This window comes from Marinobacterium sediminicola (assembly GCF_022343685.1).
Taxonomy (GTDB): Bacteria; Pseudomonadota; Gammaproteobacteria; order Pseudomonadales; family Balneatricaceae; genus Marinobacterium; species Marinobacterium sediminicola.
Map to the genome: position 1 here is coordinate 3,366,370 of NZ_CP092123.1, position 20,124 is coordinate 3,386,493.

Annotated in this window: 22 protein-coding genes and 1 other RNA gene; 13 read left to right on the forward strand and 10 right to left on the reverse strand. The window is 59.0% G+C overall.

Going from position 1 to position 20,124, the window contains the following annotated elements; genetic code table 11:
• Nucleotides 1–11: 11 nt before the first annotated feature.
• The 5 genes from gcvT to LN244_RS15480 form a co-directional block, all read right to left on the reverse strand.
• Nucleotides 12–1,115 (reverse strand): glycine cleavage system aminomethyltransferase GcvT, encoded by a 1,104-nt coding sequence (gcvT, locus tag LN244_RS15460; RefSeq protein ID WP_239040649.1) that lies wholly within the window; start codon nt 1,113–1,115, stop codon nt 12–14.
• A gap of 123 nt (nt 1,116–1,238) precedes the next feature.
• Entirely contained in the window at nt 1,239–2,519 is a 1,281-nt protein-coding gene (locus tag LN244_RS15465; RefSeq protein ID WP_239040650.1) for an FAD-dependent oxidoreductase, read from the reverse strand.
• An 18-nt stretch (nt 2,520–2,537) separates the two neighbouring features.
• Nucleotides 2,538–3,782 (reverse strand): 2-octaprenyl-6-methoxyphenyl hydroxylase, encoded by a 1,245-nt coding sequence (gene ubiH, locus LN244_RS15470; RefSeq protein WP_239040651.1) that lies wholly within the window; start codon nt 3,780–3,782, stop codon nt 2,538–2,540.
• 19 nt (nt 3,783–3,801) lie between these two features.
• Nucleotides 3,802–5,118, reverse strand: coding sequence for a Xaa-Pro aminopeptidase (pepP, locus tag LN244_RS15475; RefSeq protein WP_239042432.1), 1,317 nt, complete (start codon nt 5,116–5,118; stop codon nt 3,802–3,804).
• Between the two features lie 18 nt (nt 5,119–5,136).
• A complete protein-coding gene (locus LN244_RS15480; protein WP_239040652.1) occupies nt 5,137–5,745 on the reverse strand; it encodes a UPF0149 family protein in 609 nt (202 codons plus the stop codon).
• 165 nt (nt 5,746–5,910) lie between these two features.
• On the opposite strand from LN244_RS15480, the gene LN244_RS15485 reads away from it, so the two are divergent.
• The 4 genes from LN244_RS15485 to LN244_RS15500 all read left to right on the forward strand — a co-directional run bounded on the left by LN244_RS15485 (nt 5,911) and on the right by LN244_RS15500 (nt 7,325).
• On the forward strand, nt 5,911–6,120 hold the full coding sequence (locus LN244_RS15485) for a TIGR02449 family protein (RefSeq protein WP_239040653.1): 210 nt from the start codon (nt 5,911–5,913) through the stop codon (nt 6,118–6,120).
• Nucleotides 6,117–6,443 carry a cell division protein ZapA gene (locus tag LN244_RS15490; RefSeq protein ID WP_239040654.1) on the forward strand — a complete coding sequence of 109 codons (327 nt, stop codon included), beginning with the start codon at nt 6,117–6,119 and terminating at the stop codon, nt 6,441–6,443. The genes LN244_RS15485 and LN244_RS15490 overlap by 4 nt, the downstream gene beginning before the upstream one ends.
• A gap of 97 nt (nt 6,444–6,540) precedes the next feature.
• Nucleotides 6,541–6,720, forward strand: a non-coding RNA gene (gene ssrS / locus LN244_RS15495) — 6S RNA.
• Between the two features lie 8 nt (nt 6,721–6,728).
• Nucleotides 6,729–7,325 (forward strand): 5-formyltetrahydrofolate cyclo-ligase, encoded by a 597-nt coding sequence (locus tag LN244_RS15500; protein ID WP_239040655.1) that lies wholly within the window; start codon nt 6,729–6,731, stop codon nt 7,323–7,325.
• On the opposite strand, the gene LN244_RS16465 is transcribed toward LN244_RS15500, so the two are convergent.
• Together LN244_RS16465 and LN244_RS15505 are read right to left on the reverse strand one after the other, a co-directional pair.
• Nucleotides 7,315–7,440, reverse strand: a complete 126-nt coding sequence (locus LN244_RS16465; protein ID WP_275424695.1) for a hypothetical protein — start codon at nt 7,438–7,440, stop codon at nt 7,315–7,317. The genes LN244_RS15500 and LN244_RS16465 overlap by 11 nt on opposite strands.
• 209 nt (nt 7,441–7,649) lie before the next feature.
• Nucleotides 7,650–8,558: an AEC family transporter gene (locus LN244_RS15505; protein WP_239040656.1), complete on the reverse strand. Its 909-nt coding sequence runs from the start codon at nt 8,556–8,558 to the stop codon at nt 7,650–7,652.
• A 70-nt stretch (nt 8,559–8,628) separates the two neighbouring features.
• On the opposite strand from LN244_RS15505, the gene LN244_RS15510 reads away from it, so the two are divergent.
• Nucleotides 8,629–9,144 (forward strand): glycine cleavage system protein R, encoded by a 516-nt coding sequence (locus LN244_RS15510; protein ID WP_239040657.1) that lies wholly within the window; start codon nt 8,629–8,631, stop codon nt 9,142–9,144.
• Between the two features lie 89 nt (nt 9,145–9,233).
• Here LN244_RS15510 and argH read toward each other — a convergent pair whose 3' ends face one another.
• The gene (gene argH, locus LN244_RS15515) at nt 9,234–10,631 is read right to left on the reverse strand and encodes an argininosuccinate lyase (protein ID WP_239040658.1); all 1,398 of its coding nucleotides are present in this window, start codon (nt 10,629–10,631) and stop codon (nt 9,234–9,236) included.
• 182 nt (nt 10,632–10,813) lie between these two features.
• Between argH and hemC the strand changes: the two genes are divergently transcribed.
• From hemC to LN244_RS15535, 4 genes are read left to right on the forward strand one after another with little or no spacing between them, the layout of a single operon-like run.
• A complete protein-coding gene (gene hemC / locus LN244_RS15520; RefSeq protein WP_239040659.1) occupies nt 10,814–11,752 on the forward strand; it encodes a hydroxymethylbilane synthase in 939 nt (312 codons plus the stop codon).
• Nucleotides 11,745–12,518 (forward strand): uroporphyrinogen-III synthase, encoded by a 774-nt coding sequence (locus LN244_RS15525; protein WP_239040660.1) that lies wholly within the window; start codon nt 11,745–11,747, stop codon nt 12,516–12,518. The genes hemC and LN244_RS15525 overlap by 8 nt, the downstream gene beginning before the upstream one ends.
• Nucleotides 12,519–12,533: 15 nt before the next feature.
• Entirely contained in the window at nt 12,534–13,769 is a 1,236-nt protein-coding gene (locus LN244_RS15530; protein WP_239040661.1) for a uroporphyrinogen-III C-methyltransferase, read from the forward strand.
• Between the two features lie 3 nt (nt 13,770–13,772).
• Nucleotides 13,773–15,020, forward strand: a complete 1,248-nt coding sequence (locus LN244_RS15535) for a heme biosynthesis HemY N-terminal domain-containing protein (RefSeq protein WP_239040662.1) — start codon at nt 13,773–13,775, stop codon at nt 15,018–15,020.
• A 318-nt stretch (nt 15,021–15,338) separates the two neighbouring features.
• Here LN244_RS15535 and LN244_RS15540 read toward each other — a convergent pair whose 3' ends face one another.
• Both LN244_RS15540 and LN244_RS15545 read right to left on the reverse strand, forming a co-directional pair.
• Nucleotides 15,339–16,508, reverse strand: coding sequence for a PilT/PilU family type 4a pilus ATPase (locus tag LN244_RS15540; protein ID WP_239040663.1), 1,170 nt, complete (start codon nt 16,506–16,508; stop codon nt 15,339–15,341).
• Nucleotides 16,509–16,533: 25 nt separating this feature from the next.
• Entirely contained in the window at nt 16,534–17,568 is a 1,035-nt protein-coding gene (locus tag LN244_RS15545) for a type IV pilus twitching motility protein PilT (RefSeq protein ID WP_239040664.1), read from the reverse strand.
• 97 nt (nt 17,569–17,665) lie between these two features.
• Between LN244_RS15545 and LN244_RS15550 the strand changes: the two genes are divergently transcribed.
• From LN244_RS15550 to LN244_RS15565, 4 genes are read left to right on the forward strand one after another with little or no spacing between them, the layout of a single operon-like run.
• Nucleotides 17,666–18,373, forward strand: a complete 708-nt coding sequence (locus LN244_RS15550; protein ID WP_239040665.1) for a YggS family pyridoxal phosphate-dependent enzyme — start codon at nt 17,666–17,668, stop codon at nt 18,371–18,373.
• A gap of 17 nt (nt 18,374–18,390) precedes the next feature.
• Nucleotides 18,391–19,218, forward strand: a complete 828-nt coding sequence (gene proC, locus LN244_RS15555; RefSeq protein ID WP_239040666.1) for a pyrroline-5-carboxylate reductase — start codon at nt 18,391–18,393, stop codon at nt 19,216–19,218.
• 27 nt (nt 19,219–19,245) lie between these two features.
• Nucleotides 19,246–19,809, forward strand: a complete 564-nt coding sequence (locus LN244_RS15560; protein WP_239040667.1) for a YggT family protein — start codon at nt 19,246–19,248, stop codon at nt 19,807–19,809.
• Between the two features lies 1 nt (nt 19,810).
• The gene (locus LN244_RS15565) at nt 19,811–20,107 is read left to right on the forward strand and encodes a DUF167 domain-containing protein (protein ID WP_239042433.1); all 297 of its coding nucleotides are present in this window, start codon (nt 19,811–19,813) and stop codon (nt 20,105–20,107) included.
• The last annotated feature ends 17 nt before the right edge of the window (nt 20,108–20,124 follow it).

The following is a 20,124-nucleotide window of genomic DNA, read 5'->3' on the forward strand; positions in this document are numbered from 1 at the left end:
ATCTGGCTCGTTCAGGAAAATACTTTTTCGCCATGGCGTACGAACGGTGGTCTAACCACCTGTACCGGTACACGTTTGCCACGCATCTCGACTTCGGCACTGGTTCCGGTTGCAGCCGGCACACGCGCCAGTGCAATTGAATACCCAAGGGTCGGCGAGAAGCTGCCACTGGTGATTTCACCTTCGCCCAGCCCATCGACCACCACTTTCTGGTGAGCACGCAGGACACCGCGCTCGGTCAACACCAGACCTACCAGTTTACGCTCGACACCCTTGGCCTTGAGGGCTTCAACTGCCTCACGGCCAACAAACTGACGGTCAGCCGGTTCCAGCGCCAGAGTCCAGCCCATACCGGCTTCCAGAGGCGAGATCTCCTCGTCCATATCGGAGCCATACAGGTTCATACCGGCTTCAAGACGCAGAGTATCACGGGCACCCAGGCCGCAAGGCGCAACACCGGCATCCAGCAACTGCTGCCAGAAATCGGCTGCTTCATCTTCAGGCAGCATGATTTCCAGCCCGTCCTCGCCAGTATAGCCGGTTCGTGCAATAAACCAGCCCTCGGACTCCTGACCGACAAACGGCTTGAGCTCCGAAATCATGCGCGCACGGGACTCACTGACCGCCTGTTCAACACGCTGACGCGCCTTGGGACCCTGAATCGCGATCATCGCCAGTTCCGGCTGCTCGGTCAGCGCCACATCGAAGCGTACGGCCTGATCAGCCATCCAGCGCAAATCCTTCTCGCGGGTACCACAGTTCACAACCACTCGATACCATTCCCCGGAGGTGTCAGGCTCGGTCATCAGGTAAACGATCAGATCGTCGATGACGCCGCCCTTCTCATTCAGCATGGCACTGTAGAGCGCCTTACCCTTCTGTTTCAGGGTTGCCACATCGTTGGCCAGCAAGTGGCGCAGATAGCTACGCGCCTGGGCACCGGACACATCAACAATCGTCATGTGCGAGACATCGAACATGCCCGCACTCTGGCGCACCTTGTTGTGTTCCTCTACCTGAGAGCCGTAATGCAGCGGCATTTCCCAGCCGCTGAAGTCGACCAGTTTGGCGCCAAGTGCATGATGTTGTGCGTGAAGTGCGGTCTTGTGTCCCATCGGCAAACTCATCTGCAACAGTGTTCCGAACCTGCAGCCGAAGCCGCGTCGCAACTGGTTAACAAAAAAAAAGGGAAGACAATGTATCGGCATTTGCGCTGCAGATCAATCTTTAACCGCCTGTCAAGTGACCTGCCGCTGCAGTCGTTGCGGCAACTCACCAGACAACCCCATAGCCTGAAGTACAAGATGCTGCTTGACCGGTTCGAGACGATCCATCAGATTCATCCCGCAGCTGCGCAGCAGGCGCACAGGAGCCGGCTGAGGCGCAAACAGACGACGAAAGCTTTCCATCGCTGCTGACATGCACAGATTGGCGCTGCGACGCTGACGCTGGTAGCGGCGCAGCACTCGCTCCTCGGCTATCGCCTCACCACGCGCCCAGGCCGCTTCGATCACATCAGCCAGAGCCGCGGCATCCATAAAGCCGAGGTTCACGCCCTGGCCTGCCAGCGGATGGATCGTGTGTGCCGCATCCCCCACCAGCGCCAGCCCCGTTTCCACATAGTGATGCGCATGACGCTGACGCAGCGGGATCAGTTTACGCTCTGCACTCTCCAGAACCCCCCCCAGACACTCATCAGACGCTCGCACCAGCGCCTGGCGGAAGGCGTCATCAGACAACGCCATCAGTTCACGGGCATGCTCCGGGGAGGTCGACCAGACGATGGAACTCTTGTGCCGATCACCGGCCAACGGCAGAAACGCGAGCGGGCCATCCTCAGTAAAACGCTGCCAGCAGGTTTCGCCATGCTCACGTTCAGTGGTGATGGTCGTCACCAGGGCATGATGACCGTAATCCCATTCGGTGGCGCCCACACCGCTCAACTGACGGGTTCTCGACAGCGCACCATCAGCACCCACCACCAGCGGCACCGACAGGCGGCGACCGTCACTCAGCTCCAGCAGCCGGCTGCCATCCTCATGAGGCGCTGATAGCTGTTTCAAGCCAATACCGGTGAGCAGCTGCAGATTGTCATACCGTGTCAGCTGCTGCAGCAGACCCGCCTGAATAACCGAATTCTCAACGATATAGCCAAGACACTCCTCATGCAGCGCATCGGCACTGAAATGGATGCGACCGCTGCCTTCGCCATCCCACACTTTCATGTCGCGATAGGCGCAGGCCCGGTATTGATTCTGGATCGACGCCCAGGCACCCAGTTGCTCGAGCAGTCGTACCGAAGCCAGGTTGAGCGCACTCACACGAGGGTCATAATGTTGCGACGGCTGCTCAGCGAGCTGTTCGAGCCAGGTTTCACTGTCGCCCGGGCGCTGCTCCAACAGACAGATACGCCGCCCCGAGGGCGCCAGCGCCAGCGCCAGCGCCAGCGCCAGCCCGACCATACCGGCACCCACAATTGCCAGATCCGCCGTTATCTGATCGGAATGCTGCTCATTCATTCTATCGGCCCTCCGATATCAGCGCAGGCGCGCTGCAGGTTGATCCAGCCCCATGGCCGCGCGTGCAAACAGGGTCTTGCTAAAAGGACAGCTGTCCAGCAACTGCAACCCCAGCCCCCGACCCAGCCGCAGCAACGGGTTGCCACTGGTAAACAGTTTCAGGGTTTGGTCGCTGAACATGATGGTGCGCTGCTGATCCTGGCGACGCTGTTCGACAAACTCACTCAGGCCTTCCAGCCCTCCAAGCGGCAAGCCTGCCCGCTTGCGGGCAATAACCAGATCAGCCAGGGCCACAACGCCGCGCAACGCCAGGTTATAGCCCTGACCCGCAATCGGATGCAGTGCATGAGCAGCATTGCCCAGTAAGACCAGACCACTGCGTACCTGCTCCTCGGCCTGCGTCAGTTTAAGAGGGTAATGATAACGCTCACCAACGGTCGTGAAGCGCCCGGCCCGGTATCCGAAGGTATCCTGCAACCGCGCCAGAAAATCAGCATCATCCAGCGCCAGCACCTCGTCCAGAACATCATCGGAGAGGGTCCACACCAGACCACAACGCACCTTGCCGTTGAGGCTCTCACCCGGCAGCAGGGCAACCGGCCCCGCTTCGGTAAAGCGCTCATAGGCGACATTGTGGTGAGGACGATCCAGAGAAACATTGGCCACCAGAGCATGCTGACCATAGGCCTGCTCACGATAATGGATGCCGAGACGCTCGCGCAGCGCAGAACGACCACCATCCGCCATCACCACCAGCTCAGCCGACAGCAACTGCTCGCCCTGTGCCGTTTTCAGCCGAGCCTGGTGCCCCTGCACTGTGGGCGTCAACGCTTCAACCTCTGCAGGTGATATCAACGTCAGATGCTGTCCGGCATGCTGCTTCAGATGACTGATCAACACCTGCCCCAACCAATGGTTTTCTACCACATAGCCAAGGGCGGGAACGCCTTCCTCGCTGGCATGCAAACGCGTACAGCCAAAGCGCCCTCGATCCGAGACATGGATCTGGTCGATCGGTGTCAAATGCGACTCCAGCGCCGACCAGATCCCCATCCGACCGTACAGCGTGCGTACGCCCTGCGCCAGCGCCGTGGAGCGGGCGTCATAACTGGGAGTAAAAACCGGCTCACCGGCTTCGGGCAATGGCTGAGTTTCAACCAGAGCCATCCGCAATCCCAGCGCTTCAGCCGTCGGCAGCAACGCGGCTGCCAGACTGGCGCCCACCATGCCGCCGCCGATGATGATCAGGTCATACTGCTGCATCCTAAATGCCTCCGACCGTTCAGTTCTGCGCCATCAGCGCTTCGATATCGGCAATGGTTTTCGGCACGCCGCCTGTCAGCACTTCGGCACCCTGCTCGGTTACCAGCACATCATCCTCGATACGGATGCCGATGCCGCGCCACTCAGGCGCTACGCTTTCATCGTCAGGCGCCACATAGAGGCCCGGTTCAATGGTCATCACCATACCCGGCTCCAGCGGTCGCCAATCGCCATTGAACTTGTACTGACCGACATCATGCACATCCATACCCAGCCAGTGACCGATACGGTGCATGTAAAAGCGGCGGTAGGCACCTTCTTCGATCAGTGCATCACGCGCACCCTGCAGCAAGCCAAGCTTGATCAGCCCTTCTGTCAGCAGCTCCACCGACAGGTCATGAATACGGTTCCAGGGCACACCTGGCCGCATGGCGTCGATACAGGCCAGCTGCGTGTCCAGCACCAGCTGATACAGCGCCTTCTGCTCGGGCGAGAAGCGTCCGTTGACCGGGAAGGTCCGGGTGATGTCGCTGGCATAATTGTCCAGCTCACAACCGGCATCGATCAACACCAGGTCCCCGTCTCTCAGCTCGGCAGTGTTCTCGATATAGTGCAGGATACAGCCGTTGGCACCACCGCCTACGATTGGCGAATAAGCCTGGAAGCGAGCCCCCTGTTGCATGCTGTAAGCGGTAATTTCCGCTTCCAACTGATATTCAAAAAGGCCGGGACGGCACAGACGCATGGCCCGACAGTGAGCTTCGGCAGAGATCTCGGCAGCCCTGCGCATCACCCTCAGTTCTGCTTCACTCTTGAACAGACGCTGCTCGTGCAGCAGATTGTCCAGCAGTACCAGTTCTTCAGGAGCCTGAGCGCCCTGACGCGCCTGGGCACGCACCTGATTCAGCCAGCCGCGCACCCGGGCATCCAAGGCTTCATCGCTGCCCAGCGCGTAGTAAAGTCGATGTACGCCATCGAGCAGCTGCGGCATCTGCTGCTCCAGTTCGTTCAGGGTAAACGCTTGATCGGCACCAAAGTCACGCACACATCCCTCTGGACCGGCACGATATCCGGTCCAGACCTCCATCTGTGGATCACGGGGCGGACAGAAGAGCACAAACTCTCCCTCGGCGCGTCCCGGGCTCAACAACAGCAGGGCATCGGGCTCATTGAATCCGGTCAGATAATAAAAGTCGCTGTCCTGCCGGAACGCATATTCGGCATCACGATTGCGACTCTTGAGGTGGCTGGCAGACACCAGCGCCACACTGCCAGCCGGCAATTGCTGCAGCAGTGCAGCGCGACGACGGGCGTATTCATCCTGAGCAATTTTCATCATTGGACTCTGAAACCTTCAGTGCAACACAGGGGTTTCGGCGCCAGCTTCCGGTGCAGCCTGACCATCAGGTTCGTTGCATTCACTGAATACCAGCAGGGCAGCCATGCGCACATATTCCTGCACTTCCATCAGATCACCCTCATCTTCTTCAGTATCGGCATCGGCCTCGGTGCTGATCTGCACGATTTGGGCAAGGTCCCTCAGGGTTTCCTGGCCCTCGACTGACAGCCCCTGGGGGCCCTTGCGCTCCTGCAGGCCGAAACCACTAAGAAAACCGCTACACCAGATGCCCAGCGCTTCGGCACGAACCGCCAACGGCTGATCATCTTCGGGCAACAAGAGCTCAAAGCTGAAGTCAGGGGCTTCAAACTGTTGCAGGGTCGCCAGATAAAGCTGCATGATGCTTTTGCGAACGCCTTCCCCCTGCAAGGGCTCTATATCGAACAGTTCCTGTATACGCTGCAGCAGCGTAACCGGGTCAAAACGGGCACCGGCGGCCACCTGTCCGGCCAGCAAGCCGTGCAGCTCCGACGGCGATACGGTCAACGCCCCCTCTTCAACCAGCCAGTCAGCCAGGGTATCGAAATCCGGCAGTTCAACTGCAGCGGCCTGTTCGTGGGTCATAATCATCTATCCGGGGTTATGTCTATTGTGCCGAGGGTAACCGGACAGAACCGGCACCGCATTGATCTCTATGCTAGCATTTCACTATAAACAGAGCCACGGAGTGTCGATTGACCCTGTGATGGCAGCTGTTTATAGTCAGCGGGTTATTGCATGGGGTCTGGCATGAGCGAACACTATTTCAACGCACTTGAACAAAAGATTGACCAGCTGCTGGCACGCGTAGAGCAACTTGAGCTGGAAAATCGTCAACTGCGTCAGCAGGATGCGCAACTGCGCGAAGAACGTGCGCAACTGGTACAGCTTAACGACCAGACCCGCAACAAAGTCGAAGGGATGATACAGCGACTCAAGGCACTGGAGCAGAACTCATGAGCGCGGATGCACGCACTGTCACTGTCAAGCTGCTGGACAAGGAATACACCATCAGCTGCCCGGATGGCGCCGAGGCAGAGCTGCTGGCATCAGCCGATTACCTGAATCAGAAGATGCAGGATATTCGTCAATCGGGCAAGATCATCGGCCTGGAGCGGATCGCGGTCATGGCCGCATTGAACATGTCTCACGAGCTGATCAAGAGCCGTGAAGAGCAGCGCCAGAATATTGAGACCAACCTCCGACGTCTGGGTCAGAAAATTGATCAGGGACTGGCGCGAACACCGCCCTCCAGGGCTCATGAAAACTCTTCAACTTCCTGAAAAACCCTTTTATGACAAAGGGATAATCCCCCTGCTTAGCAAAGTCCGGCAAAATATCAAGGGCTGACATCGACTATCGAAAGGGTATAATGGAATCAGGTTCCTGGAGTGTTCGACAGTCGGTCAAGTCCCTCGAGCCGATAAGCAGTACCCAGGAGGTGTGAAACAGGTGTTGTGAGCATGTCCGCTCGACGGAAAGCCTAATTCACCTGTGAACGTCTCCACTCTGAACCTTAGGGTTCAGGGCCACGACCGACACCGGCACTCTGGGAAGCCTTTATCACCATGATGCAGGATCGCAAGACACTCCGTCGCCAGATGCGTGCCCGCAGAAGGGCCCTCAGCCCTCAGCAGCAGCGCCAGGCAGCCCGCTCTCTCTGTCGAATCATCCGCACACAACTCTGGTTTCGACAGGCTCGACACATCGCACTCTACCTGCCCAACGACGGCGAAATCGACCCCACCCTGCTGGTCGACACCTGCCGCAGGCTCGGCAAACAGCTGTACCTGCCGGTACTACACCCTATTCGTCACAACCGTCTCTGGTTCACTCCCTACAACCGTGATACCCCCATGAGACGCAACTGCTACCGCATTCTGGAGCCCGTTCTTCAAGGCAAACCCGTTCGCCCGGCTTTCGCGCTGGATCTGGTACTGATGCCGCTGGTTGCATTCTCGGCCGATGGCGGCCGCATGGGGATGGGAGGGGGTTATTACGACCGTACTTTCGCCTTCAAACTGCAGAATAAGGCTATCAGGGGACCTCGGCTCATCGGGTTGGCGCACGATTTCCAGCGTCAGGACAGACTGCCACTTGAGTCCTGGGACGTGCCGCTGGACGGGATAGCCACTGACTGCTGTTTCTACCGGATCAGCTGTTGAAGACGTCCTGAACCATCGCCGCAATCTGCAGGTCACTTTGCGAGATACCGGTCATGACCGCACCGACAACAAAGACAACAACGAGCACCAATACTAGATCCGGACTTCTGTTCATGGCATCAGAACTTTGCGAATAAGTTACAGGAAATTGACTGAAGTTCGAGGCAACACCCCCCGAAAACTCACCCTAGTCTTCCATAAAAGCGTTTTTTTGCAAGTCTTGTGGAATTTTTTTTGCCTTTTAGGGCCACTTTTTCAGATCTTTCATGATCTTCGCCGAAAAGAAGCCTTCTACAAGCTTAACATGTCGCCTATTGAATACATTCAAATCAACATCAATGCCACCGGCAGGGTCAACATCGATAGCAGAGTCTGCGCGGTAATGATGGCGGCCATCAACTCGGCATCGCCTCCCAACTGGCGCGCCAGAATGTAGGCCGAGGTCGCGGTCGGTACGGACGCGAACACCACCAGTACCCCCGTCATGGTTGTATCGAACCCTAATCCACCTGCCAATGAGAGCGCCAGCAGCGGAAGCAACAGCAGCTTAACCAGGCTGGATGCCACCAATGCTCGCCCACCATGACGTAAGGCACGCAGATTCAGGCCAGCTCCCACAGCCAGCAACCCCAGCGGCAACGCCATTCTGCTGAGCAGCTCCAGCACCGAGGTCAAGACCTCCGGTAATGGCCATTCCAGAAGACTCAGCCCAATTCCGAGCAGACAGGCCAGTATCAGAGGGTTTGCCAGCAGGGTTCTGATGACTCTTCTCCAGGAGGGCTTTTCCGACGCGGTGGTTGCAAACACCAGGATGCACAGCAAATTGAGCAACGGCACCATGACTGCCGTAATTACGGCTGCATAGACGATACCGGCATCGGCAAACAGCGCTGCCGTTATCGCCAGTGCCACATAGGTGTTGAACCTCATGGAACCCTGAAAGAAGGAGGTATAAGACGCTGCTCCCAACTTTAACAGCGGCTTCGACAGCAGACAGACAACAGTTCCGGCCAATAACAGGCCCAGTACTGCGGAGACCAGCAACAATGAGGCATCTCCCCCCAAACGTGCCTGCGCCAGGCGCTCAACCAGAAGGGCTGGAAAAAGCACATAGTAAGTCGCTCGCTCTGCCGGCTGCCAGAAGCCCTCGCCGGGAAAGTCACTGCGCCGGGCCCAGGCACCCAGCATCAGCAACGCAAAAACCGGCCATAGAGCGGTGATAATCTGCTGCATCTGATATACATTCCTTTACAAGACGACAACGAACGTTGTCACAAACCTATCCAAGAAAAGGCCAAACATCATGCTGACATCTTTGGTTCTCACGGTCATCGGGCCGGACAAGCCGGGTCTGGTCGGACTCCTCTCCCGCACCATCGCCGAACATCAGGGTAACTGGCTGGAGTCCGGCATGTCACGCCTGGGAGGCAAGTTCGCCGGCATTCTGATTACCCAAGTGCCTGACAGCCAGGCCGATGCGCTGATCGCCGCACTTCAGGCGCTGGAAGGACAGGGACTCAAGGTCACGGCCGAGCGCAGTGAAGAGACTCCGCCGGTCAGCGAAATGCAGCCCATGACACTGGAGCTGGTCGGCCACGACAAGCCGGGCATTGTGCGCGAGATCTCACTGGCGCTGGCGGCCCGCCATATCAACGTCGAGCGTCTGAGCACCGAACTGACGTCCGGTTCGATGTCAGCGGAAGAGCTGTTCAAGGCTGAAGCGGAACTGCTGGCCCCGGCCGATCTGGACCCGGACGAGCTGCAGCAGGCCCTGGAAGCGATTGCAGGTGACCTGATGGTGGATATCACACTGCGCTGATCGCATGCGCAGAAAAACAAAAGCCGCCCAAGGGCGGCTTTTGTACATCAGGACGGATGCCAGGCACCCGCTCCACTCAACGCAGCGAATCAGTCGGCACGAACTGCAAGCAGGTCACGACCGCGGATTACCGCCGCACGCACCTGATCCGGCGCAGTACCGCCAATGTGGTTACGCGCCGCCACCGAACCTTCCAGCGTCAGCACTTCGAATACATCCTGCTCAATGGTATCGGAGAACTGCTGCAGCTCTTCCAGCGTCATGTCTGACAGGTCCTTGCCGGTCTTGATGCCGTAGGCGACGGACAGACCGACAATTTCGTGCGCATCGCGGAAAGCCACGCCCTTGCGCACCAGATAGTCCGCCAGGTCGGTCGCGGTGGAGAAGCCTCGACGCGCCGCTTCACGCATCTCTTCCTTGCGCGATTCAATTGCCGGCACCATATCACCGAAGGCACGCAGGCATCCCTTCACTGTATCGACAGCATCGAACAGCGGCTCCTTGTCTTCCTGGTTGTCCTTGTTGTAAGCCAGCGGCTGGGACTTCATCAGTGTCAGCAGAGACATCAGGTGACCGTACACACGCCCGCTCTTGCCACGCACCAGCTCGGGCACATCCGGGTTTTTCTTCTGCGGCATGATCGAAGAACCGGTGCAGAAGCGGTCCGGCAGGTTGATGAAGTTGAACTGGGCCGAGGTCCAGAGCACCAGTTCTTCCGACATCCGGGTCATGTGCATCAGCAGCACGCTGGCCGCGGCACAGAATTCGATACCAAAATCACGGTCCGATACCGCATCCAGCGAGTTACCCGCCGGGGCATCGAACTGCAGCAGCTCGGCGGTATAGGCACGGTCGATCGGGTAGGTAGTCCCGGCCAGCGCAGCAGCTCCCAGCGGCATGATGTTGACGCGCTTGCGACAGTCGGCAAAGCGTTCGTAATCACGGCTGAGCATCTCGAACCAGGCCATGAGGTGGTGACCAAAGGTCACCGGCTGAGCGGTCTGAAGATGAGTAAAGCCCGGCATGATAGTGTCCGCTTCCTGCTCGGCCAGATCCAGCAGCCCCTGCTGCAAGCGGCTGATTTCGGCCATAATCAGGTCGATTTCGTCACGCATGTAGAGACGAATATCAGTCGCTACCTGATCGTTGCGCGAACGGCCGGTATGCAGCTTCTTGCCGGTAATGCCGATCTTCTTGGTCAAGGCCGCTTCGATGTTCATGTGCACATCTTCCAGCTCGACGGACCACTCGAATTCACCGCGCTCAATCTCGACACGGATTTCGCCCAGCCCACGGATGATCGCATCGCGCTCATCCTCGGTCAGCACACCGACCTTGGCCAGCATGCGTGCATGTGCCACCGAGCCCTGAATATCCTGCTTGTAGAGGCGCTGGTCGAAATCGACGGACGCGGTAAAACGGGCAACAAAAGCGTCGGTAGGCTCGTTAAAGCGGCCACCCCACTGCTGATTGGTCTTCTGGCTCATGCCGGGAATCTCCTGCTACTGATGCGGCCACCACAGCGGCCCTGTCTGTTTGCAGACGATTATAGCAACCCTGCCCTGCATCAGTCTTGCGTCTGCACCCTTTGGCCGTTGCTGATCCCCTTCTGGTACAATCGCGTTTATTTCCCCGCATACCGGGTTGACGCTTGCATAAGGAGAGTCTCATGTCCCGCACCATCCGCATCGCCACCCGCCGCAGCCTGCTGGCCCTATGGCAGGCCGAGTACGTCAAGGCGGAGCTGGAACGGCACCATCCAGGCATTCAGGTGGAACTGCTCAAGATCGAATCCCGCGGCGACAAGATCCTCGACACCCCGCTGGCCAAGATCGGCGGCAAAGGTCTGTTCGTCAAGGAGCTGGAGCACGCCCTGCTCAATGGCGAGGCCGATATCGCCGTGCATTCAATGAAAGATGTACCGATGGAGTTCCCGGAGGGACTGGGTCTACCGGTCATCTGTGAGCGCGAGCGCCCGACCGACGCATTCGTCAGCAACGACTATGATCGCTTCGATGATCTGCCTCAGGGCGCAGTGGTCGGGACCTCCTCCCTGCGCCGCGAGGTACAGATCCGCGAGCGCCGCCCTGACCTGCAGGTACGCTTCCTGCGTGGCAACGTGCAGACCCGTCTTGGCAAACTGGATGCCGGAGAATATGACGCGATTATCCTTGCGACCGCGGGCCTGCTTCGTCTGGAGTTGGGCGAGCGTATCCGCGAGGAGATCACGCCCGAACAGAGCCTTCCGGCAGGCGGCCAGGGCGCCGTCGGCATCGAATGCCGCAACGACGACGCCGAGTTGATCGAACTGATCAAGCCTCTACACCATGCAGAAACCGCCAGCCGAGTCATGGCCGAACGCGCCATGAACCGTCGTCTGGAAGGTGGCTGTCAGGTTCCGATCGGCTGCTATGCCACACTGAACAGCGACGGTGATGAGCTCTGGCTGCGCGGTCTGGTGGGCCGCCCGGACGGCACACGCGTACTGCGTGACGAAATCCGGGGCCCCAGCACCGAGGCCGAGACCATGGGCATCACCCTGGCCGAGCGCCTGCTGGCAGCCGGCGCTGACGAGATTCTGCGCGAGGTTTACAGCGAACGTGGATAAACCGCTGAGCGGCCAGCGGGTTCTGGTAACCCGCCCGGCTCACCAGTCTGCCCGCCAGATCGACCGCCTGCAGCAGCTGGGAGCTGAACCTGCTGCTCTCCCACTGTTGGACATCATCCCGACCCGCGAGCAGGATGGATCCGACTATCAGCAGTGCAAGGCCTGCATCCTGGATCTGGACCTGTACCGCGATGTCATTTTCGTCAGCCCCAACGCCGCCCGTATTGGTGCTGACTGGATCGATGAGTACTGGCCTCAGCTGCCGCTGGGGGTGCGCTGGGTCGGCATCGGCAAACAGACCGCCGACACCCTGAACCAACTGGGTTTTGCAGCCTGGCATGCCGAGGGCGGTTTCGACTCCGAGACACTGCTGGCCGACCCGTCCATGCAACAGCTGAGCGGCGAACGGGTTCTGATACTGCGCGCCGAAGGCGGCCGAGAACTGCTGGCCGAAACCTTGCGCCAGCGTGGAGCCCGCGTCGACCTTGCGCACATATACCGCCGCGCCTGCCCGGAGTATGACGCTGCGGTTATCCAAAGTACTATTTATGCACAACCGTTATCGGCTATTCTGATCACCAGTGGTCAAGCCTTACGAAATCTGTTGCAGCTGTGTGGACCCGCAGCCGCCTCCTTGACCGACACCCTGATCATCGTTCCCAGTGCCCGCCTTGCCGAGCTGGCTCGTTCGCTGGGATTCAACCGAATCCGGGTAGCCCAGGGACCGGACGACCAATCAATGGTCGATGCCTTGCTACCCGCCTGACCATCGGAAAACGGCATGAAAGAGACCCGCAACGAAACCACCGAACAACAAGACGGCGAGACCTCAACCCCAGTGCCTGATGACAGCAAAACCCCCACGGCCACGACAACCGAAGCGGTTTCCGCTGCGCCTGAACAACCCGCTGACAACACCGACGCCGTCAAAGAGCCTGCAAAGGACGCTCCGACCGCCCCGTCCAGCAAAGAAAAACGCTGCGGTGCAACCTGGCCCGGTAAACTGGCCCTGTTGCTCTCCGTCGTCGCCCTGGGTGGAGGGGCCTATCTGGTCTGGGAAGGCTGGCAGCTAAAACAGCAGAACAACCAGCTGCAGAGCCAGATCAGCCAGCAGGTGGAAACCCTGATCGCCAATGGCCGTGCCGAAACCGCCCAGACGGTTGCCAGCGTCAGCCAGCAGCTTGGACAGCTGCAGGCGAAAGCCGAAGCGGACAAGGCCAATATCGACGAGTTACAGGACCGACTGACCCGAAGCATCCAGCAGGTCACCGCCGATGCCGAAGTCAGTCGCAAGGACTGGTTGCTGGCCGAGGTGGAATACCTGCTGCGCCTGGCCAACCAGCGCGTACTGATGGAACAGACCGCATCCGGCGCGCTCACGTTGCTGAAATCTGCTGATGACAGCCTGCGCGAAACCGATGACGTCACCCTCTATGATGTGCGCAAGGCCCTGGCCGAAGATATTGCCGCGTTGGAAGCCGTGCCTCGCCTGGACACTGAAGGCGTCTTCCTCAAGCTGGCCGCACTGAACCGTCAGGTGGATGAGTTGCGCGTTACTCCGATCACCGACAAGCGAAAGCTGCCGGCCCTGCTGGAGGAGATCACACCGGAAAGTGTGGAGCAGTCATGGGGTGATGGTCTCAAGGCCAGCTGGAACAAGGCGATGGACAAGTTCGAGACGCTGATTGTGATCCAGCATCATGACGAACCGGTCAAACCGCTGATGTCCCCGGAGCAGACCTTCTTCCTGCAACAAAACCTGCACCTGATGCTGGAGCAGGCACAAATGGCACTGCTGCAGCGCAAGCAGCAGGCCTATGACGCCAGCCTGACCAAGGCTCATGACTGGATCAGCACCCATTTCGACGCCAAAAACGCCACCACTCAGGCGATGCTGCGTGGCCTGGAAGAACTCAAGGCCGTCAATATTGCACCGGAACTGCCTGACATTTCCGGTTCGCTGACCAGTCTGAAAACCTACCTGCGTCAGATGCAGGACCTGCGAGCGGAGGGTTGATCGATGAAGAAACTGTTCATCTTCCTCCTCCTCTTTCTGGTCGTTGGCGCCTGGCTGGGACAGATGATGGTGCAGGACCCCGGATATGTTTTGCTCGCCTATAAACAGACGACGATCGAAACCAGCCTCTGGGTACTGCTGCTGTTGCTGATCATAGGTTTTGCATTGGGACACTGGCTGCTCAACCTGATCTCGGGTATCCGCGTGCCTGGCGCTCGGGTCCGTGATTGGCAAAGCCGCCGCAACCAGCGCATCAGTCAACGCAAGTCCCTCAAGGGCATGGTGGCCCTGTCAGAAGGCAATTGGTGGAAAGCGCAACGTTACCTTAGCCAGGCTGCCGAGCGCTCGGACCTGCCTGCCATCAACTATCTGGCCGCCGCCCGTGCCGCCCATGAGCAGGGAGACAGCAGCGGTACCGATGCACTGCTGAACAAGGCTCGCTCGGCCACGCCTCAGGCCGAAGTGGCGATCGGGCTGACTCAGGCCCAGTTCCAGTTGGAGCGGGGACAGCTGGAGCCCTGCCTGGCCAACCTGCTCAACCTGCGCCGACAGGCACCTAAAAACACTCAGGTTCTGCGCCTGCTGCAGCAGGTATATCTGCGCCTTGAAGACTGGCTGGCCCTGATTCAGCTAATGCCTGAGCTGAAACGCCAGGGGGTACTCAATGACACTCAACTGGCCGAACTGGAACAACAGTGCCACCTGCAGCGACTGGAGCAGAGCCTGACGACGCTGCCCACTGAAGCTGATGACCAGGAAAAACTGCGCACCCTCAGCCGCAGCTGGCAGGCCGTGCCACAGCATCTGTTGCGGGACCCGGCTCTCATTGGCCGCTACACCGACCTGATGCGCCAGATCGGCGCCGAGGCCGAGGCCGAAGAGGTGCTGCTGGACCTGATCAAACGCAAGTGGGATATCGGCCTGGTTGAAGCCTATGGCACCCTTGCCGGCAAGGATCCGCAGAAACAGCTCAATATCGCCAAGGGCTGGCAGAAGAAACACCCCGATTGTGCCGAGCTTGAACTGACCCTGGGGCGCCTGAGCATGCGCAACGAGCTGTGGGGACAGGCGATCAGTCATTTCGAACGCAGCTTCGAGCTGGACCCTCGAGTGGAAACGTTCAGCGAACTTCAGCGCCTGCTGCAACACCTGGGAGAAACCGAACGCGCCGCCCAGTTGATGCAGGCCAATTTCGGGCGCGTCGCCCCTCAACTGCCGGCATTGCCCCTTCCTCAGGGCTCCGGCAACTGACGATAAAAAGGGCAGCGTTAGCTGCCCTTTTTTATGCTTTTGTCCCGTCTGAATAAAATTCCCGCATCCCCGTCCCTGTTTTGGCCGAGCGTGATGAGGCAACGAGTTGCGCGTGCGCATATGGATTACGGGATCAGGACTCAACCGGGTGTGCTTAATCAGGTACGCAGAGCGGTTAATGAGTCAGTGGATATCTACAACAGCAAGCGGCCACGTCTGGCTTTGAAACAAAACGCCCGATGCTGTGCATCGGGCGTTTTGAGGTGAAACAGGCATAAACCCGGCTCGGGACTGAGCATGGACTTCCCGCTGACGGGCTTACATGCCTTTGACGTCCAGATCTCCGGTAATGTTGAGGCTGTCATCCTCATCCTGCAACGTGAAGCTCGGCATATCCGCTTCCTGAGCATCAGCCTTGGCACTGGTCTCGGAATCCAGCTTGATCATCAGACGCAGATCGTTGGCCGAGTCCGCATGGGCCAGAGCCACCTCGTAGGTAATGACTCCGTCACGGTACAAGTTGAACAGGGCCTGATCGAAGGTCTGCATGCCCAGGTTGCCAGACTTCTTGATCACTTCCTTGATCTCATGCACCTCACCCTTGCGGATGTGGTCCTGAATCAACGGGGTGTTGATCATCACTTCGATGGCCGCACGGCGCCCCTTGCCATCAACAGTTGGCAGCAGCTGCTGCGCCACGATCGCCTTGAGGTTCAGGGACATGTCCATCCATACCTGATCATGATGATCGGGACCGAAGAAGGAGATGATACGATCCAGTGCCTGGTTGGCATTGTTGGCGTGCAGGGTAGCCAGACAGAGATGGCCGGTTTCAGCGAAGGCCAGCGCGTACTTCATCGTCTCGGCAGAGCGGATCTCACCCATCAGAATCACGTCCGGAGCCTGACGCAGGGTGTTCTTCAACGCGACTTCGAACGACTCGGTGTCGATGCCCACTTCGCGCTGGGTGATGATGCTCTTTTTATGACTGTGAACGTACTCGATCGGGTCTTCAACAGTAATGATGTGACCGGCATGGTTCTCGTTACGGTAATCGATCATCGACGCCAGCGAGGTCGACTTACCGGTAGAGGTGCCACCCACAAACAGGATCAGACCACGCTTGGTCATCGACAGGTCACGCAGTATTTTCGGCAGCTTGAGCTCGTCCATACTCGGGATATGGCTGTTGATCGAGCGCAGCACCATGCCCGGCGTGTTGCGCTGCATGAACGCGCTGACACGGAAACGACCAATGCCCGGTGCGCTGATGGCAAAGTTGCACTCGCTGGTACCTTCAAACTCGGCCAACTGCTTGTCGTTCATGGTGCTGTAGACCAGCGCCCGTGTCTGGCTGGGTTTCAGCTTTTCCTTGGTCAACGGGCGGATAGTGCCATCCACCTTGATCGACGGCGCCGCACCGGCGGTGACGAACAGGTCAGAGGCTCCCCGATCCACCATTACTTTCAATAGTTGGGTAAAATCCACAATTTGGCTCCTGTTTCATCCAGCCTTAGAAGGCGGCGGGGTTTTTCGCTTTCTCGCGGGCCAGCTCCCGGGAGATGATACCCTTCTGCATCAGTTCAGTCAGCGACTGGTCCAGCGTTTTCATGCCATAGGCCGCGCCGGTCTGAATCGCCGAGTACATCTGCGCTACCTTGTCTTCACGGATCAGGTTGCGTACAGCCGGAGTGCCGATCATGATTTCGTGAGCAGCCACTCGGCCACCCTTGACCCGCTTCAGCAGTGTCTGCGAGATGACCCCTTGCAGGGATTCGGACAGCATGGAGCGAACCATGTCCTTTTCCGCAGCCGGGAATACGTCGATGATACGGTCGATGGTCTTGGCCGCAGAGGTAGTGTGCAGGGTGCCAAACACCAGGTGACCGGTTTCGGCCGCTGTCAGTGCCAGACGAATGGTTTCCAAGTCACGCATCTCACCGACCAGAATCACGTCCGGGTCCTCACGCAGCGCCGAACGCAGCGCGTTGGAGAAGCTGTGGGTATCACGATGCACTTCGCGCTGGTTGATCAGGCACTTTTTGCTCTCGTGGACGAATTCGATCGGGTCTTCGATGGTGAGGATGTGATCGGAGCGGGTATCGTTGATGTAATCGATCATCGCCGCCAGGGTGGTACTCTTACCTGAGCCGGTCGGCCCGGTTACCAGCACCAGGCCTCGCGCCTGCTCGGACAGATCCTTGAACACCTTGCCCATGTCCAGGTCTTCCATGGTCAGCACCTTGCTCGGTACGGTACGGAACACCGCCGCCGCGCCACGGTGCTGGTTGAAGGCGTTGACACGGAAACGAGCCAGCTTGGGCACTTCAAAGGAAAAGTCCGCTTCGTAGTTCTCTTCATACTCCTTGCGCTGCTTGTCATTCATGATGTCATAGACAAGCGTATGGACCTGTTTGTGATCCAGAGCCGGGAGTTTGATACGCCTAACATCACCGTCAACACGGATCATAGGCGGCATGCCGGCCGTCAGGTGCAGGTCGGAGGCACCCTGTTGCACGGAGAATGACAAAAGTTCAGTAATATCCATAAGCAGTCGAGATCCGAGGCAGCTTCCATTAAACTTTACTGTTCTAGCAGAATAGGCATAACGTGCCAATGACAGTCGTCAGTATTCATGGGTGATTATGTTAGCAGACAAGTATGACAGTGTTCGTGAGCAGATCCTGAGCGCCTGCCGGAACAGCCAGCGCACGCCCGAAAGCGTCCAGTTGCTGGCCGTCAGCAAAACCCGGGGCGCGGACGAAATCCGTCAGCTTCACGCCTGCGGCCAACGCGCTTACGGCGAGAACTACCTGCAGGAAGCCCTGGACAAGATCGAAGCACTGCAGGACCTGTCACTGGAATGGCACTTCATCGGCCCGATACAGTCCAACAAGACTCGTGCCATCGCCGAACGGTTCGATTGGGTGCACAGCGTGGACCGGTTGAAGGTTGCCAAGCGCCTGTCAGAACAGCGCCCCGACTCACTGCCGCCGCTGAACATCTGTCTGCAGGTTAACATCAGTGACGAGGCGAGCAAGTCCGGCTGCACGCCCGAAGAATTGCCCGCGCTGGCACGTGCGGTCAGTGCACTGCCCAACCTGCGCCTGCGCGGATTGATGGCGATACCCGAACCGGAGACGGACCCGGCTCTTCAACGCGCAACTTTCGCCCGCGTGCGCGAGCTGATGGCCAGTCTGCAGCAAGACCTGCCGCAGCTGGACACCCTGTCGATGGGCATGTCCGCTGACCTGGATGCGGCCATTGCCGAAGGCTCGACCATCGTCAGGATCGGAACCGCGCTCTTCGGCCCGCGCAACTATGCCAATACCCGCGCCACCAACAACGCTTGAACCACAGGAGTAGATTCGTGAGCCAACAACCCGTAGTCGCTTTCATCGGTGCCGGCAACATGGCCCGCGCCATCATCGGCGGCCTGCTCGAGAACGGTTTTGCTGCGCAGAACATCTGGGCCGCTGAACCCGAGTCTGCCCGCCTGGAAGACCTGGCCGCACAGGGACTGAACACCACCACCGATAACCGGGAAGCAGTCGCCGCAGCGGACCTGGTGGTGCTGGCCGTCAAGCCGCAAATCATGCAGGCTGTCGCCTCCGAACTGGCCGATGCGGCTCGGCAGCATCAGCCGCTGTTCGTTTCCATCGCTGCCGGCATCAGCCTCGAGGCGCTGGAGCGCTGGCTGGGCGGGGATGTCGCGGTTGTGCGCTGCATGCCCAACACCCCGTCACTGGTGCAAACAGGTGCCAGCGGTCTGTTCGCCAATGCACGGGTCAGTGAGCTTCAGCGCGAACAGGCCACGCAGATCCTGCAAGCCGTGGGCATCGCCCTCTGGGTACAAAGCGAAGCCGAGCTTGATGCCGTCACCGCCGTTTCCGGCTCGGGACCAGCCTACTACTTCCTGATGATGGAAGCGATGACGGCCGCTGGCGTCAAGCTGGGCCTGAGTGAGGCCACTGCACGTGACCTGACGCTGCAAACAGCATTGGGGGCCGCACGCATGGCCAGCAGCAGCGATGTGGATGCCGCCGAGCTGCGCCGCCGCGTGACGTCGCCCAAGGGCACGACCGAACAGGCCATCAAGACCTTCCAGACCGAAGGGCTGGAAGCGATCGTGGACAAGGCGATGACCGCCTGCCGCGACCGAGCCGTCGAGATGGCCAACGAGCTGTGTAAAGACTGACCCTCAACTCGATAGACAGGACCGATCATGGGACAGGATCCGATTACCCTTATTGTCAGCCTGGTGGGAGGCATTTTTTCCTTCCTGCTGCTGATGCGCTTTGCCCTGCAGCTTTCCCAGGCTGATTACTACAACCCCATTTCCCAATCGGTGGTGCGCGTGACGCAGCCGATTGTCAGCCCCTTGCAGCGCATCATTCGCCCACGTGGCCGTTTTGACCTTGCAACGCTGATCGTCGCCCTCGCGGTCAAGGCGATCGCCATCCTGGTGCTGGTACAATTCTCGCCGCTGTTCGCGTCGGCAGGAGGGTCTATCAACCCGTTGCACGTCCTGATCTTCTCGCTGACCGGCGTACTCAACACCCTGCTGACAATCTACTTCTGGGCCACTCTGGGCGCCGTGATCATCAGCTGGGTCGCCCCGGACAGCTACCATCCGGCTCCCCAGCTGCTGCTGCAGCTGACTGAGCCCCTGTTCGCGCTGGCCCGCAAGGTCATTCCGCCGATCGGCGGCCTGGATCTGTCGCCCATCCTGATTTTCCTGCTGATCCAGATCGTGCAGAGCTATCTGAAGCCCTTTGTTGTCATCTGACATGGCGGGGCCCTACTATAGCTGGCAGGGAGAAGATCTGATCCTGCGCTGTCACCTGCAGCCCAAGGCGTCCCGCGACGAGATTTCCGGGCTGCACGGAGACAGTGTTAAGATCCGCATCGCGGCACCACCGATCGAAGGTCGCGCCAACGCGGCGCTGGTCAAGTTTCTGGCCAAGACCTTCGGTGTTGCCAAACGGGATGTCAGTATCATCAGCGGTGAACTGGGCCGGGAAAAACGGGTGCGCATCCACGCACCCGCCAAGCTGCCGGACGCGCTCGCCCTTTCAACGAATTAAAAGGACACCACGTTGTT